Below are 14739 nucleotides of genomic sequence, written 5' to 3' on the forward strand. Positions count from 1 at the left end.
GCCGAAACTCTTCGCCGTGCGTTGAGCCCTTATGACCGAAACGCTTCAGACTCTGCAGAAGAAAATGGAGGCGGCCGCCGAAGCTTTGGACTTCGAGGAAGCAAAGCGATGCCGCGACAAGATCAGCCTGATGCGCGACGGCGCGTCGGCCGCTGCAGCCGAAGAGGCGAATTTCTCCGGACTGACACGCCAGCAGCCCGGGGCGATGGGTCTGGGGACGAGCCAGCAAAAGGTAACGCCCCCTCCCGGTTGGCGACCGCCACCCAAACCCGATCCTATGACAAGTGGTCGAAGTAGACGGCGAAAATGATGCCGGAAACAGCTCGGAACGTGACACTAGCCCTGCTCGCCGATCGGTCGGAGGATGCTTCAATCTGCCCGAGCGAAGTAGCACGCGTGATTTCCACGGATGACGATTGGCGCACATCGATGCCGATAGTACACACGGCAGTTGACACCCTGCTTGAGCAAGGAATTGTCCAGCTAAGCTGGAAGGGCCACCGCCTTGAGCAGCGAACCGGGCCTTATCGGATCAATGACCTGCGCCGCCGCTAGGCACAGCGACGCACCCGTGCAGGAATCCGAAGCTACTCCGCGAAGGCCGCATTCTCGGCGAGAGCCTCAATTATTGCATCGCAGAATGCCGCCAAATCGTCGGGGCTCCGGCTCGTGATGATGTTACCGTCGATAACGACTGCCTCGTCGACAACATCGGCCCCGGCGTTTGCGACATCGGTGCGGATCGACTTGTAACTCGTCATGCGCCGGCCCTTCACGAGGCCCGCCTCGATCAATAGCCAGGGCGCGTGACAGATCGCAGCTACGGGTTTTCCGGCCGCGGCAAATGCCTGGATCAGGGCAATCGCCTTCTTGTCGACACGAAGCAGGTCTGGGTTGATCTGCCCGCCGGGCAGGACCAGCGCATCATAATCATCCACATTTACGTCGGCGATCTTGAGGTGGACTTCGACGTCGTCGCCCCAATCATCTTTGTCCCAGCCGGTGATTTCGGCCATTTCGATCGACGCGATGTCAACGTCAGCGCCGGCCTCTCCAAGACGTTCGAGCGGCACTTCAAGCTCGGATTGCTCGAAGCCGTCGGTAGCCATGATGAGAATGCGGCGCGAAGAGAGGGGGGAAGTGTTGGCCATATTGGAAGCTCCTTATTGCTATCCAACCAATGCGCGCCTCGTAGCGAATGTTGCCTTCGCGAGCGCCGAGCGCCTCAATAATTATTCGATTGGAGCGAAGCGACTGCCAGCGGCAGCCTTGCACCCCGAGATGCTCGGCATTGGAGACAATACCTGCCGTAAATTGCGACTGGATCGGCCGAAATGATCGTGCCCCGTGCGAAGCCATTATTCGTGGCAACTGTGGCCCCGCCCGTTCGTTGCGCGTCGGAAGGAGACGATGAGTGAGCCAGCTTGGAATTGATTTCGCGAACCAATGGGTAGCGGAGAATGTGCAGCCGACCTTCTATGCGCCCGACGACGGCCCGCATCCCGAGACAGAAGCGACGCTGAAGCGCCTTCTCGACGATGCGAAGGAGGACGGGATCACGCGTGCCGAGATGGAGGAAGACATGGGCGACCTTTCGGATTTCATCTCCGCGGCGCTTGAGGAGGCTACCGAAGCCGAGGTCGAGCGGCTTGAAGGGGAGGACGAATGCTGACAGCGGCGCCCACCGCACGACCGGCGCGAACTTCGATTTGTTATGATACGGACAGTGACGCTGCGGCGAAACGATGCACGGGTCGCTACGCACTCCCCCTCCCGCAGCCCATTTAAACAGCCCAGCTTCGGGCACGCTGCGACGCCCTTAACCTTGTGGGCATTCCGCGCTGTCGGCCTTAAAGACCGGCCTTCTCCAGCGCAGCGATAACTTCAAGGTCCGCCGATGCGCATTTGCTGGGCATGAGGCGCCCCAACAAGGTCTGCACCCGTTTCTGTGCGACTTGCAGGGTCTTATGGCGAATTTCCCGCGTCGCATTGGTTCGCCATGAGCGGCTCTCGCCGAGCAGCGCCGCCCATTTCGCCTCCTCGGCTGCCAGAACAGCGAGCGCCAGGCGCACGCCATCGCGCTGTCCGTGCGCATAATCCTCACTCAAATATCGTCTCCCGCCGCTGCCGCCTTCCTTGTTCGCCGGCTCTTCGACTGGTGCGGTCCGTCTAACGCGATCCGCCCATAAGGCCGCGCACCACATCTTCGTTGCGGATACGGCGCCAGCGCGCCTCGACCAAGCTGTGGACGCCGAACATGAACAGGCCCGCCGCAACGAGGATATAGAGCCCTTTGTTCTCGGTCAGCGCCGACAGCGCGTCGCCCAAGCCTTTCACTTCGCCCGCCGAGCCGAACCAGCCCGCCTTGACGAGCGAAAAGCCGATCACCGCGAACACAACCGCGCGCGCTGCGAGTCCGGCCCGTCCTACGGGCACGGCCCACGCCGGAGCGCCAGGTGCGAGATCGCGCACAAACTCGGTGGTCCACGCCTTCATCGCCTGATGCGCCGCGGCGGCGATGAAGGCGACTCCGATGACACCCAGCAGGGTGGCGCCCAGCGGCAGGTCGAGCAGCATGCCGGCAGCCTCCTTCTCACGCTCGCCATTGCCGCCGTCGGTCTCTCCCGACGCGAGCCGTACGGCCGCCCAGGCAAGCAGGAAATGCGCGATGCCGCTGGCGGCATAGCCTGTGCGGATCGCGAGCCCTTTCGGCTCGCTCCCCTTGCCTTCGCTGTCGAGGGCTGCGCCATAAAGCCGGTATGCGCCGTAGAGCGCGAGGCCGGCGCCAAGGAGCAGGAGCAAGATCGATCCTGCAGGCATGTCCCGTACCGAGCGGAAGACGCCTTGCGGGCTTGCGTCCGAAGCGCCCGCACCGGTCAGCGCAAACACCGCCAGCAGGCAGTAGACGACGCCGCGGGCGCACCAACCGACCCGTGCAAAGGTTTCGAGCTGCCGAAGTCTGTTCATCATGCCTGCTCCCTGAGAGTTGTTATCAGGCGAACGCCCCGGCGAGGTGCTTGTTCCGGTCGGCACCCGCTCCAAGCGTTGAACGGAACGATGCGAAACCCGGCGGATTATTCGGTCGGGCCGGGCAGCGGAGAGACAGAGATAATGACGGAAACCAAAGGTGCGCAAGCTGTAACCGTTCGCCCGGCGCTCGAAGGCGGCTGCGCGTGCGGGGCAGTGCGCTATCGTCTTAACGAGACCCCTTACGACAGCGGCTGGTGCCACTGCCGCGTCTGCCAACATGTCTCGGGTTCGGGCGGCATGGTGTTCACGACGGTGCACCTCGACCGGTACGAGATCACCGCAGGCCAAGAGAAAGTCGGCAGTTTCGCCTCGACGGAATTTGGAACGCGGACGTTCTGCAGCGCGTGCGGCTCGCCGCTTACCATCCATGTCCGCCACCAGCCCGACGAGGTCGACATCGCCGCCGGGACTCTCGACGATCCCGAGGAAGTTGCCCCCGCCTTCCACATCTATGCGGCTGACGCGCCGAGCTGGATGCCGATGATCGCATTCCTGCCGCGTTTCAAGGCGCTGCGGCCTAGTACGCGCGGCCTCAAGGAGGGGCAAACCGAAGCCGGATAGCTTACGACGAGGGCTGGCCGTTTGCAGCCAGGCAGCTTTCCGCGAAAAAATGGGGGAAGCCGACATCAGATCGAAACGCAGCGAACGCCATGAGTCAGCCGGTTCAGCCGTGACATCGGGCGACACTTGCAATTTTATACAAAAGATAGATTTTCAATTTGCCGCAGTTATTTGACGGCAACTTCGCGCAATAAGCCGAGGGCCCTGTCTGCTTCGCTCTCGTCGAGGCTCGCAAAACCCAGACGAAGACCGCGCTGACGCAATGGCGGTACCCCAAAGGATGTGGAGGGCGCGAACCGCAACGCCGCGGTTTCAGCGTGCTTGTCGATCCTGTCGAGGAGCGCCTCGTCACGGAATCGGACCCAAAATGCCAAGCCGCCGCTCGGGATGTTGAAATCGGCTACGTCCGAAAGATGCCGCCCGAGTGCACCGGCAAAGGCCAGCCGGCGCCGCGCATAAATGGCGTGCGACTTGCGGATATGCCGGCGCAGTTCGCCCGAGGCGATGAGATTGGCGACTGCTTCCTCCGATATCACATTGCCCTGCCGGTCGAGGTTCATCACCTGCCCTGCGATAGCGTCGACGACCTTGGTCGAAGCAACGACATAGCCGATGCGCAGACTCGGCAGCGTCAGCTTTGAGAGCGAGCCGATGTAGAGCGTCCCCGCCGGCGCATAGCTCGCCAGGGGCCGTAGCGGCTGCGATTCAAAATGATATTCATGATCATAGTCGTCTTCGATGATCGCAAAACCAAAATGGCGCGCGAGATCGAGAAGCTTGAGCCGCCGCTCGGGCGCGAGCGACACGGCGGTCGGAAACTGGTGATGCGGCGTAACGAAGATCGCGCGCACCTGCTCGCTCTTGCACAGCGCCTCGACGGCCTCGACGTCAATGCCTTGAGCATCAAGCCCGACCGTCATGACGCGGGCACCGGCGTCGGCGAAGGCGGCCGCTGCCGGAGTATAAGTCAACGTCTCCATCAGGACGGTATCGCCCGGCTCGACGAGGGCCCGCGCGACAAGCGTCACCCCCATCTGGCTGCCGCGCGTGATGCAGACATGCTCGGGCCGCACAACCATGCCGCGCTGCGCGCCGAGCATAGTGGCAATCGCTTCACGCAGCATGAGCGATCCGCGCGGATCGCCGTAGCTCAGGCGCCGCGACCGGCTCGCCCGCAGGGCCGCGTCGCGATAGGCGCGCCCGAGCACATCGGCGGGAAAGAGCCGACAATCGGGCGACCCGAGGTCAAGGGTCAAGGTGTCACGGTGCGGTGTCACCGATAAACGGATGCTGGATCCGGAAAACTCGAAATCGGGGCGGTCGCCCGGACCGGCCCGGTCGATCATTTTGTCGGGGAGTTGCTCGGGCAACGCGACCGCGACCCGGGTCCCGCGCGTGCTCGTCGCCTCGAGCCAGCCCTGCGCCTTCAGCTCCTCATAGACAAGCACGATCGTCTTGCGATTGATGCCGATCGATGCGGAAAGCTCGCGACTGCTGGGCAGAAACGCTCCGGCCGGAAGCCGTCCGCGCTGAATGTCGCGAATGATGCTGTGGACGATCTGCATCCGCAACGACTGCTGACCGTCGGAAGGAAATTCCGGGAGACTGAGCTTCCAGGATCGGAACATTGGACTACCATTTGAATCAGAATTGGTGGTCGCCTGTAGTCCAAGAGGGGTCCAGTTTCAATCTCGGGAGGATCATATGAGTCGTTTCGTAACCTGGACCCTCGGCGCCGCCATGATGGTCGCCGCGCCGATCGCAGCTGCCGAACCAGCTCCGACGCCTGCGGAAACCAAGCTCGTCGAACTGCTCTCGCAGCCCGAGAGTTGGTTCATCGAGCAGCTCGGTGGCAAGCGCGTCGTCGTCGACAGTCAAACGCTCGATCCCAAGATCCAATATATGCTCGCCCGCGACGCCGCCGCGCCGAAGCCTTCGGGCCCGCCGGTCGATCCCGGCGCAACGCCTGAAGGCCGCGCCGCACTTCGCGAAGGCGCCGACCGTTCATGGACATTTCGCACACGCGTCACCGCCCCGATGGCCGAGACGCTAGACCGCGAGGTCAAGGGACGCGGTGGATCCATCCCGGTTCGGGTCTACAAACCGGCTAGAGCCGCTGGCCCCCTTCCGGTCCTCGTCTATTTCCACGGAGGCGGCTGGATGACCGGCAGCATCGCGGGCTCGGACCGGGCGGTTCGGCTGATGGCAAACGAGGCGAAAGCGATCGTCGTCTCGGTCCAGTACCGGCTCGCCCCCGAAAATCCCTACCCGGCCGCATGGGACGATGCGGAGGACGCCTTTGCCTGGGCCGCGGCCAATGCCGCGAGCTTCGGCGGCGACCCGGCCATGATGGCGGTCGGGGGCGACAGCGCCGGCGGGAACCTCGCGATTTCGGTGTCCGGCCGGCGCCTTGCCGCCGGGCAGACGCCGCCGCTCTACCAGCTCCTCTATTATCCCGCCGTCGACATGGGCCGCGACTATCCGTCGTGGACGCTCTTTGGGAAAGGCTATGGCCTGGACGTCGGCTACGCCGATTACGCAGTCCCGCGCGTCTTCGGCACGCGCGACATCGCTCAGCCGGAGATATCGCCGATCAAGGCGAAGTCCCTGAGGGGAATGCCCGCGACCATCCTTTCGACCGCGGGCTTTGACATCCTGCGCGATGCCGGCCGCGCATACGCAACCCGGCTCGAGAGCGAGGGCGTCAGCGTCATCTACCTCAACTTCGCGTCACTCAATCACAGCTTCCTGCAGGCCTCGGGTGTTGTCGCCGACGCCGACCGGGCCGCGACCGATACCGCGCGCATCTTCGGCGTTGCGATCCGCAGTCGTGCCGCCCGCCAGACCACCGACTGACGAAACCGCAACACCACAACAAGCCTAACAAGGGGGATCCATGACCAATCGCCATTGCATTCGCGCGGGCAGCGCATGCCTGACGCTCGCCGCCGTGCTCGTCGCTGCGCCGGCTTTCGCGCAGGACGCTGCGGCCGGCGTTGAAGAAGACGACGGCGCCATCGTCGTCACCGCGCAGCGCCGCGAAGAACGGCTAATCGACGTGCCGGTCTCGATCGCCGCGATCGGCGAGGATCGCATCACCGCGACCGGCGCCCGCGACGTCGGCGATCTGGGCTCCTATGTGCCAAACGTCGTGATCGCCGAAGGCACCGGCCTCGGCTCCGCCGTGGTGATCCGCGGTGTCGGCGCACCGAGCCGCAACATCGGTTTCGACAGCCGCGTCGGCGTCTATCTCGACGGCGTCTATCTGGGCCAGTCGCCTGCGATCAACCAGTCGCTCGTCGACATCGAGCGCGTAGAAGTCCTGCGTGGGCCGCAGGGCGCGCTGTTCGGCAAAAACACCGTGGCGGGGGCGATCAACCTCGTCACCGCCAAGCCGGGCGACGATTTCTCGGCCTATGGCAACATACGCTATGGCAATTACGACGCCTGGTCGCTCACCGGGCGCGTCAACATCCCGCTCGCTGAAGGCATCGCGATGAAGCTGTCGGGGTCGCGCAACAAGCGCGACGGATTTATCCATAACATCGTTGACGACAGCTATGGCGACACGGTCGACACCTGGACCTGGCGCGGCCAACTGCGCATCGACGCGACGCCGAACCTGCAGTTCCTCATCAGCGGCGACGGCTTGATCGGCCGCGAGAACGGCAGCATCGGCAATGTGCTGACCAATTCGACCGGCACGACAATCGATACGGTTGCGCCCGGCCGCCGTGAAATCTCGGTAAGTGAGATTCAGTTGAACGACCGGACGCTCTGGGGCACCTCGTTCGACGCTGTCCTCAGCCTCGACAGCGGCCACACCCTGAAATCGCAGACCTCGTATCGCGACACCAAATTCCACACGGCGCTCGACCCGGATTATTCGGCGTTCGACATTTTCTACGTCGACTATCATGACCGCTACAAACGTTCATCGAAGAGCTGCAGTTTGTCTCGCCCGGCGGGCAGCCGTTCGAATATCTGGCCGGTCTCTATTACTACCGCACCGATGCCAAGACCGACCGTCTCGCACGGACGGGAACGCAGGGCTTCCTGCTTTTCGGATCGCCGAACAACACGGTGCTGCCGTCCGCGGGCACCGTTCTGACCGAGAATATCGCGCTTTATGCGAACTTGACCTACGACATCCTGCCGAACCTCGAGCTTGGCGCGGGTTTCCGCCTGTCACGCGAGACGAAGAAGGCGACGTTCGAGATCAACGGCTCGACGCTGCCCATTCTCGGCATCGCGACAGGCAGCTTCGCCGACAAGCGCAAGGATGAGGATTTCTCGCCGAGCGTGACACTCACCTACAAGCTGTCTTCGGAGATCTCGGCTTACGCACGCTATGCCGAGGGCTACAAGAGCGGCGGCTATAATCTCGACTTCGTCAGCGCGGCGAGCTTCCCGAACGGGATCGAGTTCGACAAGGAAACAGTGAAGAATTACGAACTTGGCCTCAAGGGGTCGGTCGAGGGTGGCCGCCTGACCTTCGCACTGGCCGGGTTCGTCGCCAATTATTCGGACTTCCAGATCAACCAGTTCCGCGATCTTGGCGGCGGCCGCACCGCGATCGTGATCGGCAATGCCGCGACCGTGAAGACCAAGGGTATCGAGTTCGAAATGACCGCGCGCCCGGCGCGCGGGCTGACGCTTGCCGGCGGCATCGGCTTCCTGAAAGCCGACTACGACAATCTGCCGCTCGACCCGGTGACGATCGTGAGCGGCAAACTGCCCAACGCGCCCGATGCGCAGGCCAGCGGCTCGATCGAATATGAGACCGCGGTCGGCAGCAGCCTGCGGCTCAGTTCGAACTTCACCTACACCTATGCGGCAACTATTTCTCGAGCCTCAACAATCTTCGGCAGACCACGGTGGGCTCGCCAGCCGGGCCCGTTACCATTCCCTACGACCGCGTGAAGGGCTTCGGCTATGCCGATGCGCGTATCGCATTGGGCAGCGAAAATGGCCGCTGGGAGGCCGCGCTCTTCGCGCGCAACCTGTTCAACAACACCTATGTCGAAGGCTATGAGCGCGACTTCTTCGGCACCTTGATCGAAGGTCTCGGGGATCCGCGTACCTACGGCGTCGAAGCGACGTTTCGCTTCTGATCGAACCTCTCGGATGCAGCGCGGCCGGAGGCACCCGCCCGCGCTGCTTTTCTTCCAAGACGGAAACTCATGACGATACCGCTGAACATCCATCACGACCGGCACCCGCTGGTGCACCCTGCCATTGCCGATCTCATCGAAGCAAACCCGCTCGCGTGGGTCACCTCGCGTGCCGGTGAAACATCGATCGCAACGCCGCTCCCGCTCGTGGGCGACTATGACAGCGAGGGTCGCCTCACCGCACTCATGGGCCATTTTGCACTCGCGAACCGGCAGGTCGCGGCGCTTCGCGCCGATCCGCGAGCGCTGATCCTCTTCTCGGGACCGCAAGCCTATATATCGCCCAAGCATGTCGCAAACCGGAGTTGGGCGCCGACCTGGAATTATTCTGTCGCGCGTTTCGATTGCCACATCGATTTCGACCCCGACGCCAACGACACAGCGCTGCGCCGGCTTACCGACAAGATGGAGACGATGTGCGGTGACGGCTGGACCGTCGACGAGGTCGGCAGCGCGCGCTACGACGTAATGAAGACGCACATCATCGCCTTCCGCGCGGAAATCCTGGCGTGCAACGCCACGTTCAAGCTTGGGCAGGACGAGCGCGCCGGCGATTTCGACACGATCATCGGGGGCCTGGAAGATCCGCAGCTCGTGACATGGATGAATCGCGCGCGCGGCCGGCAGCCGCTTATCAATGGAGAGTGATGCAATGAAACACCGGGCGATCATCAGAGCCTCGAAATTTGCCATGCTGGGTCTCGCGCTTGCTCTTGCCGGCCCGCTCGCGGCGAAAGAAGCCGAGCTCCCGAAGGCGGCCGACATGCTGCGTTGGCAGGGTAACGCCCAGGTTACGGGATTTCGCAACATCGACCGCATCTTTCCGGTGCGCGTTGTCAAGCGCGGCCCGAAAGTCCGCCCGCTTCCGCGCGCCGACCAGCAGATCACGCCGGTGCTCAATTACGAGGGCAAATCGGTCTCGATCGACGACTATGTGGAGCGCGAGCGCGTGGCCGGCGTCCTTGTGATCAGCAAGGGCCAGATCGTGCTCGAGAAATATGGTCTCGGCCAAAAGCCCGAGGACCGCTGGATCTCTTTCTCGATCGCCAAGTCCGTGACATCGACCCTGCTGGGCGCGGCGATCCAGGATGGCAAGATCAAGAGCGTCGACGACCTCGTCACGACCTACATCCCTGAACTGAAGGGCAGCGCCTATGACGGCGTGACCCTTCGGCAAGTTCTCGCGATGCGCTCGGGCGCGCAATGGAACGAGGATTATACCGACCCAGATTCGGACGTCGGCCAGCTCGCGACATCGATGGCGGAGAACAAGGGCGCGTCGCTCGTCAAGATGATGGCCGGCCGCGCGCGCGCCGCGGAGCCCGGCAGCCGCTTTCTCTACAGCACGGGCGAAAGCAATATGGTCGGTATCATCGTCAGCCGCGCGGTAGGCGAACCGCTCGCCGAGTATCTCTCGCGCAAGATCTGGGCGTCCTATGGCTTCGAAAGCGACGCGAGTTGGCTCACCGATGGCGGGATCGAGATCGGCGGCTGCTGCCTCAACCTCACGCTTCGCGACTATGGCCGCCTTGGCCAGTTCATGCTCGATGGCGGCGCGGCGGGCGACGCGCCCCTGCTCCCGGCGGGCTGGATCGGCGAAGCGACACGTTCAAGTTCAGCACCCGGCGAGACACCCTATGGCTATCAATGGTGGATTCCGACGCCGGGCGCCTTTGCGGCGCTCGGCATCTTCGGGCAGGCCGTCTATGTCGACCCGTCGCGGCAACTCGTCGTGGCGCAAATAGCCGCCTGGCCCGATGCAAGCGGCCCCGCCTATTCGGCGCGACGCCTCGCGTTAATCAAAGGTGTCGAAACAAGTCTCGACGCGCCAATTTCGGAGTAATTGCCACAGTTGCAAAGGCTGGAGAAACACGCAGTCTGGCCGATAGCAGCCAGACCGCTTCTGCGACCGGATGAAGAAAATCGGACAGCGGACCGATCACATCTTACATCTTCGGGCATCGCCCCCATATTCACAAGATCGCGGCACCGGACATTGTAGGCGGTCGCGGCTGAGAGACATTGCGCTCCCGCTTACGAAGGAGCCGCGTCATGACTTCCAACATCCAGAATGCCGAGGCTCTCGGCCCGGCCGAGCCAGTGCCGACCAAAGGGCGGTCAAACAGCCTTTTTCGCAAGAGACGGGTGCCCTTCGCACTCGAGGATGCGCGGCGGCAAGGCGATATCAGTCAACTCGCTTACCTGCTCATGGGCGGCCGCGACGCCGCGATCGCCTTCCTCAACGCCGAGAATGAGGAATTGGGAGGCCGCCCGATCGCGCTGGCGACCGCCAGTGCCGAAGGTTATGAGCACGTGGCGGCCGCTATATGCGCGTGGGAAAGCACGCGGCGGTCCAAATGAGCCGCGCCATGAACCTATCTCTGCCCGAAGAGGAGGTCAGGCGCCTCTGCCTGGCGCAAGGCGTCAGCATCAGTGCGATCGAGCCGCTTCAGTCGGGCGGCACGCGCCTCATTTGCACATCGAGTGCGGGCGCCGAGGAGATGCGACTGCGGCTTCGCGGCTACCTGATCGAAGGCAGCGTCGTGCGCCACCGCTTCTATCGTCCGTCAGCGAACGAAAATTGACGCGTCCAACACTTGTTCACGCGGCGGCCGTTCGTCGCCGTCATAAAGCGTTTCCTTAGCACGACCTGCCGCATCACGTCTTCCTGTCCAGCAACCTTCCGCAAAAAAGAGAAACCATCATGGCCAAATCGCAAAAGCGCAGCAATCGCGAGATCCGCAAGCCCAAGGCCGCCAAGGCCAAACCGCCGACCGGCCTCGCAGCCAAGGAGGGTTCCGCCGTGAAGTTGACGGCCAAGCCGAAAGATAATGGCTGACCACGAAATCCGCGCGAGCCTCGCGCGTCCGATGCGGCTGTGCAAATGTGACGCCGTGATAGCGCTCGTACCGCGCTCAACCAACCTGCCGGGCCGCTTGCCTCATGATCTCGGCTAACAGCAATTCGAGTATGATCATCGGAGCGACCGGCTTCAAGGCGACGACCAACCCGATATCGAGCTCGACGAGCACGATCGGAAGACCGTTCCGGTCTGAAAAACGAGCGGCGTGCCTTGCTGAAAGCGAGACTTCGGAAGGAGGAATCGGGTTCAGGCGGACGCCGGGCAAGCAGCTCTACGACATGACCGAACATGAGCTGGTCAGCGAGATATTGTTAGGTTCGGCCCGAGATCAAGCGCCTGTCGCTCAAGGCTCCTCGATGGAACAAGAGCACGGATCGGCTGGGGATCACCCAGGCCAATGGCCTGCTGGAGGCGGGCTTCCCCTACGTCGGAATCCTGCACCTGATCGTTCACGACAGGGACCCGGACGAGAATCACAAGCCGGTGATGGCGGCCCATCAGGACGGCACCATGGAAATCGATGGCAGCTCCGTTACCGATATGACGGACTATATATCGTCCGAACGGCAATTGGGCCGGTTTCTGGCCCACAAGCCCGATCCTGTTATCGGGTTGAACTGCGTCTCGCTCTGCGATGTCGAGCAGTCGACGCACCGCGGCGTCATGGTCGGAATGCCGAACGGACGTCCCGCCAAAAGGAACCCCAAGGCCAGCCTTGCGTGCGTGAGGCAGATATCGTCATTCATGGAACGCCTCGCTGCGGGCACTGTCTGAAGGGCCGCCCCCGAATTTCAGCGGGACTGTCTGTTTCGGGATGTCCGCCGCCGAAATGCGGGCGTTCAGGTAGGTCTGGCCGGTTGGGGACAGTCCTCTTTTGGTGACGAAATCGAGAGAGCGGACGTTCCAGGGCATTCCGGGGCGCTCGCTCTCATTGCTCCCTATCGAATTGCCGTAGAATGCGGTCGCAAACCGCCTGTTGCGGTCATCGAGGGAAAGTGCGCCACGACGCTTGTTTTCGCGCCAACACGCTGATAGAGGCGCCCCTCGTTGCCGCTTTAGCTCAGTTGGTAGAGCACATCATTCGTAATGATGGGGTCACAGGTTCGAGTCCTGTAAGCGGCACCATCGACCCCATAATTCAATGACTTAAGACGAGGTCGCCTCTCGGTGGCCCCATTGCCATGCCTGATATCGGGGGCATTGGAATCGGCTCCACTTTTCGCCTGCGCATAGTTCAGGCTGCCATCAGCGCGTTGATCGTTTCCTTCTCGCCGCTGCGCAGCGCGTCGAGATAGTCGCTTCACCATTGGTGCATGGCAACACGCTCGTCCCAATAGCGACCACGATTATAGGTCCCCCTGATTGCATTGGCATCTGCGTGCGCAAGCGAGCGCTCGATGGCATCCGGGTGCCATTTGCCGCTCTCATTCAAAAGCGACGAAGCCGTCGTTCGAAGACCATGAGCCGTCACTTCACCGGCTGCGTAACCCATCCCGCCGGAAAGCCTGATTCAACGTGTTCTCGCTCATCGGGCGGCGGATGTGTGAAACGCAGGAAAAACGAAACCTTCGAGCCCCGTAAGCGCGTGGAGCTGCCTCAGATACGCGAGCACCTGTCGCGACAACGGCACGGCATGAGGGCGACGCATCTTGATGCGGTCTGCGGGGACGTTCCGGACGGCCTTCTCAAGGTCGATTTCAGACCATATCGCTTTGCGCATCTCGCCGGACCGGGCCATCACATGGGGCGCGATCTGACAGCCAAGCGCGTGATCGCGTTTCCGGTATACGCATCGATCGACCGCAAAAGTGCGCCGACCTCGTCCGGTTCCACGAGGGCTGCGTGGTAGCGCGGGGTAATCAACGCGCCCCGCAATACGGCGGTGGGATCGCTCTCGCCCCTCCCCGTCGCGACAGCGTAGCGGAACACCCTGCTCGCGAAGGAACGGGCACGACGTGCCGTTTCATATTTCCCTCGCGCCTCGATCCTCTTGAGCGCGGCCAGCACATCGACCGGCTTGAGGTCTACAACAGGTATTGCGGCAATCGGCTTGAGCTGATCGAGAAGCCAATTTGCTTTCACGATCGTCGCATCGGCTCGTCCCTCGGCGATCGACTTGTCGATATATCCTTGGCGATGTCGCCAAAGGTATTCGCGGCATTGAACTGCGCCACCAGCTTTTTACGCTTACGTTCGGCGAGGGGGTCGATGCCCTCGCGTAGCTTGCGCTTGGCTTCGTCCCGCAATTGACGTGCCTCCGCCAGCCGCACTTCGGGATAGGCCGCCCAACGCGATGCGGTTGTCCTTTCCAAGATACCGATATTTGAAGCGCCAGAGCTTCGCGCCTGTCGGGCGCACCTCCAGATAGAGGCCGCCAGCGTCCGCGCGCTTGCAAGGCCGGCTCTCCGGCCTGAGCGAACGGATCAGAACATCGGTAAGGGACATCGACTCAACTCCTGCAAGCAGGCCTTGGCCGGCACGGGATCATCGACGCGACACCATCAGCGAGAGATGGGCCACCGAGGCATGTGGCCGTGGGGCCATCGCCTATTTCGGTGGTCCCATTTCGAGTGAGATCGAGTGAGATCGAGTGAGATCGAGTGAACTTCCTCGGACACCAATAGACAAGACCAAGGGTAAAATGGCAGATTTCCGCCATTTTGCCGATGGTTCTAGGGCGTCATGAGTAGGAAAAATGGTGCCCAGAAGAGGACTCGAACCTCCACGACCTTGCGATCGCCAGCACCTGAAGCTGGTGCGTCTACCAATTCCGCCATCTGGGCACGGGGTAGGAGCGGGCGCTTAGCGGCGGGGCGGTCAGCTTGTCAACCGCGGCGCGGGGGTCAATGCACATTTTATCGCAAACTCGTCGCTTTCCCGCGGAACGGTCGCCTTCGCCCCTTGCCCCCTTCCCTGCTTCGCGGCATGGGGAACGCGTGCGGCGCGCACTGCGCCAGCGTAAAGAATCACCGACAGGCGGACGCAATGCAAAAATTCGACGGGCAATTGATCACGGTGCTGGGCGGCGGCGGCTTCCTCGGCCGTTATGTCGTGCAGCGACTGCTGACGCGCGGCGCGCGCGTCCGCGTCGCCCAGCGGACCCCGCGCGCC

Annotated in this window: 18 protein-coding genes, 2 tRNA genes and 2 pseudogenes; 16 read left to right on the forward strand and 6 right to left on the reverse strand. The window is 62.6% G+C overall.

Features of this window, described 5'->3' with window-relative positions; genetic code table 11:
• Positions 1 to 31 precede the first annotated feature (31 nt).
• The gene (locus VN047_RS01440) at positions 32 to 310 is read left to right on the forward strand and encodes a UvrB/UvrC motif-containing protein (RefSeq protein WP_325539283.1); all 279 of its coding nucleotides are present in this window, start codon (positions 32 to 34) and stop codon (positions 308 to 310) included.
• Complete coding sequence (locus VN047_RS01445; protein ID WP_325539325.1) at positions 310 to 555, forward strand: DUF3253 domain-containing protein; 246 nt, start codon at positions 310 to 312, stop codon at positions 553 to 555. Before VN047_RS01440 ends, VN047_RS01445 begins: the two co-directional genes overlap by 1 nt.
• Positions 556 to 587: 32 nt before the next feature.
• On the opposite strand, the gene VN047_RS01450 is transcribed toward VN047_RS01445, so the two are convergent.
• Positions 588 to 1151 (reverse strand): type 1 glutamine amidotransferase domain-containing protein, encoded by a 564-nt coding sequence (locus VN047_RS01450; RefSeq protein ID WP_325539285.1) that lies wholly within the window; start codon positions 1149 to 1151, stop codon positions 588 to 590.
• Between the two features lie 263 nt (positions 1152 to 1414).
• On the opposite strand from VN047_RS01450, the gene VN047_RS01455 reads away from it, so the two are divergent.
• Positions 1415 to 1672: a hypothetical protein gene (locus tag VN047_RS01455; RefSeq protein ID WP_325539287.1), complete on the forward strand. Its 258-nt coding sequence runs from the start codon at positions 1415 to 1417 to the stop codon at positions 1670 to 1672.
• 178 nt (positions 1673 to 1850) lie between these two features.
• Here the strand turns inward: VN047_RS01455 and VN047_RS01460 are convergent, their stop codons facing one another.
• Positions 1851 to 2108 carry a hypothetical protein gene (locus VN047_RS01460; RefSeq protein WP_325539289.1) on the reverse strand — a complete coding sequence of 86 codons (258 nt, stop codon included), beginning with the start codon at positions 2106 to 2108 and terminating at the stop codon, positions 1851 to 1853.
• A gap of 61 nt (positions 2109 to 2169) precedes the next feature.
• Complete coding sequence (locus tag VN047_RS01465) at positions 2170 to 2970, reverse strand: DUF1206 domain-containing protein (protein ID WP_325539291.1); 801 nt, start codon at positions 2968 to 2970, stop codon at positions 2170 to 2172.
• 141 nt (positions 2971 to 3111) lie between these two features.
• Here VN047_RS01465 and VN047_RS01470 point away from each other — a divergent pair, with 141 nt between their 5' ends.
• Positions 3112 to 3591 carry a GFA family protein gene (locus VN047_RS01470; RefSeq protein ID WP_325539293.1) on the forward strand — a complete coding sequence of 160 codons (480 nt, stop codon included), beginning with the start codon at positions 3112 to 3114 and terminating at the stop codon, positions 3589 to 3591.
• A gap of 167 nt (positions 3592 to 3758) precedes the next feature.
• On the opposite strand, the gene VN047_RS01475 is transcribed toward VN047_RS01470, so the two are convergent.
• On the reverse strand, positions 3759 to 5219 hold the full coding sequence (locus VN047_RS01475; protein ID WP_325539295.1) for a PLP-dependent aminotransferase family protein: 1461 nt from the start codon (positions 5217 to 5219) through the stop codon (positions 3759 to 3761).
• Positions 5220 to 5295: 76 nt separating this feature from the next.
• Here VN047_RS01475 and VN047_RS01480 point away from each other — a divergent pair, with 76 nt between their 5' ends.
• From VN047_RS01480 to VN047_RS01530, 11 genes and pseudogenes are all read left to right on the forward strand, one after another.
• Positions 5296 to 6447: an alpha/beta hydrolase gene (locus VN047_RS01480; RefSeq protein ID WP_325539297.1), complete on the forward strand. Its 1152-nt coding sequence runs from the start codon at positions 5296 to 5298 to the stop codon at positions 6445 to 6447.
• Positions 6448 to 6487: 40 nt separating this feature from the next.
• Positions 6488 to 6952, forward strand: a pseudogene (locus VN047_RS01485) (TonB-dependent receptor plug domain-containing protein); the annotation flags it as partial.
• 623 nt (positions 6953 to 7575) lie between these two features.
• Positions 7576 to 8514: a TonB-dependent receptor gene (locus VN047_RS01490; protein WP_325539327.1), complete on the forward strand. Its 939-nt coding sequence runs from the start codon at positions 7576 to 7578 to the stop codon at positions 8512 to 8514.
• The gene (locus VN047_RS01495; RefSeq protein ID WP_325539299.1) at positions 8469 to 8705 is read left to right on the forward strand and encodes a hypothetical protein; all 237 of its coding nucleotides are present in this window, start codon (positions 8469 to 8471) and stop codon (positions 8703 to 8705) included. Before VN047_RS01490 ends, VN047_RS01495 begins: the two co-directional genes overlap by 46 nt.
• A gap of 69 nt (positions 8706 to 8774) precedes the next feature.
• Positions 8775 to 9413: an FMN-binding negative transcriptional regulator gene (locus VN047_RS01500; protein WP_325539301.1), complete on the forward strand. Its 639-nt coding sequence runs from the start codon at positions 8775 to 8777 to the stop codon at positions 9411 to 9413.
• A 4-nt stretch (positions 9414 to 9417) separates the two neighbouring features.
• Positions 9418 to 10608, forward strand: a complete 1191-nt coding sequence (locus tag VN047_RS01505; RefSeq protein WP_325539303.1) for a serine hydrolase — start codon at positions 9418 to 9420, stop codon at positions 10606 to 10608.
• Between the two features lie 209 nt (positions 10609 to 10817).
• Positions 10818 to 11126: a hypothetical protein gene (locus VN047_RS01510; protein WP_325539305.1), complete on the forward strand. Its 309-nt coding sequence runs from the start codon at positions 10818 to 10820 to the stop codon at positions 11124 to 11126.
• An 8-nt stretch (positions 11127 to 11134) separates the two neighbouring features.
• Positions 11135 to 11350, forward strand: a complete 216-nt coding sequence (locus VN047_RS01515) for a hypothetical protein (protein ID WP_325539307.1) — start codon at positions 11135 to 11137, stop codon at positions 11348 to 11350.
• A gap of 119 nt (positions 11351 to 11469) precedes the next feature.
• Complete coding sequence (locus VN047_RS01520) at positions 11470 to 11604, forward strand: hypothetical protein (RefSeq protein ID WP_325539309.1); 135 nt, start codon at positions 11470 to 11472, stop codon at positions 11602 to 11604.
• A 510-nt stretch (positions 11605 to 12114) separates the two neighbouring features.
• Positions 12115 to 12402 (forward strand): hypothetical protein, encoded by a 288-nt coding sequence (locus tag VN047_RS01525; RefSeq protein WP_325539311.1) that lies wholly within the window; start codon positions 12115 to 12117, stop codon positions 12400 to 12402.
• A gap of 275 nt (positions 12403 to 12677) precedes the next feature.
• A tRNA-Thr gene (locus VN047_RS01530) sits at positions 12678 to 12753 on the forward strand.
• A 175-nt stretch (positions 12754 to 12928) separates the two neighbouring features.
• Here VN047_RS01530 and VN047_RS22690 read toward each other — a convergent pair.
• A pseudogene (locus VN047_RS22690) lies at positions 12929 to 14073 on the reverse strand (tyrosine-type recombinase/integrase).
• A 251-nt stretch (positions 14074 to 14324) separates the two neighbouring features.
• Positions 14325 to 14411: transfer RNA gene (locus tag VN047_RS01550), tRNA-Leu, on the reverse strand.
• Positions 14412 to 14613: 202 nt separating this feature from the next.
• On the opposite strand from VN047_RS01550, the gene VN047_RS01555 reads away from it, so the two are divergent.
• Positions 14614 to 14739: NAD-dependent epimerase/dehydratase family protein (locus VN047_RS01555; RefSeq protein WP_325539329.1), on the forward strand; the 126-nt coding region annotated here is incomplete at its 3' end.

Source organism: Sphingopyxis sp. (assembly GCF_035565275.1).
Lineage (GTDB): Bacteria > Pseudomonadota > Alphaproteobacteria > Sphingomonadales > Sphingomonadaceae > Sphingopyxis.

Bases quoted from the DNA above. Each gene is read 5' to 3' on its own strand.
- VN047_RS01480 (WP_325539297.1), top strand. From the start codon at position 5,296: ATGAGTCGTTTCGTAACCTGGACCCTCGGCGCCGCCATGATGGTCGCC.
- VN047_RS01525 (WP_325539311.1), top strand. From the start codon at position 12,115: ATGGCGGCCCATCAGGACGGCACCATGGAAATCGATGGCAGCTCCGTT.
- VN047_RS01505 (WP_325539303.1), top strand. From the start codon at position 9,418: ATGAAACACCGGGCGATCATCAGAGCCTCGAAATTTGCCATGCTGGGT.
- VN047_RS01470 (WP_325539293.1), top strand. From the start codon at position 3,112: ATGACGGAAACCAAAGGTGCGCAAGCTGTAACCGTTCGCCCGGCGCTC.
- VN047_RS01465 (WP_325539291.1), bottom strand. From the start codon at position 2,970: ATGATGAACAGACTTCGGCAGCTCGAAACCTTTGCACGGGTCGGTTGG.
- VN047_RS01500 (WP_325539301.1), top strand. From the start codon at position 8,775: ATGACGATACCGCTGAACATCCATCACGACCGGCACCCGCTGGTGCAC.
- VN047_RS01440 (WP_325539283.1), top strand. From the start codon at position 32: ATGACCGAAACGCTTCAGACTCTGCAGAAGAAAATGGAGGCGGCCGCC.
- VN047_RS01445 (WP_325539325.1), top strand. From the start codon at position 310: ATGCCGGAAACAGCTCGGAACGTGACACTAGCCCTGCTCGCCGATCGG.
- VN047_RS01515 (WP_325539307.1), top strand. From the start codon at position 11,135: ATGAACCTATCTCTGCCCGAAGAGGAGGTCAGGCGCCTCTGCCTGGCG.
- VN047_RS01510 (WP_325539305.1), top strand. From the start codon at position 10,818: ATGACTTCCAACATCCAGAATGCCGAGGCTCTCGGCCCGGCCGAGCCA.
- VN047_RS01475 (WP_325539295.1), bottom strand. From the start codon at position 5,219: ATGTTCCGATCCTGGAAGCTCAGTCTCCCGGAATTTCCTTCCGACGGT.
- VN047_RS01450 (WP_325539285.1), bottom strand. From the start codon at position 1,151: ATGGCCAACACTTCCCCCCTCTCTTCGCGCCGCATTCTCATCATGGCT.
- VN047_RS01520 (WP_325539309.1), top strand. From the start codon at position 11,470: ATGGCCAAATCGCAAAAGCGCAGCAATCGCGAGATCCGCAAGCCCAAG.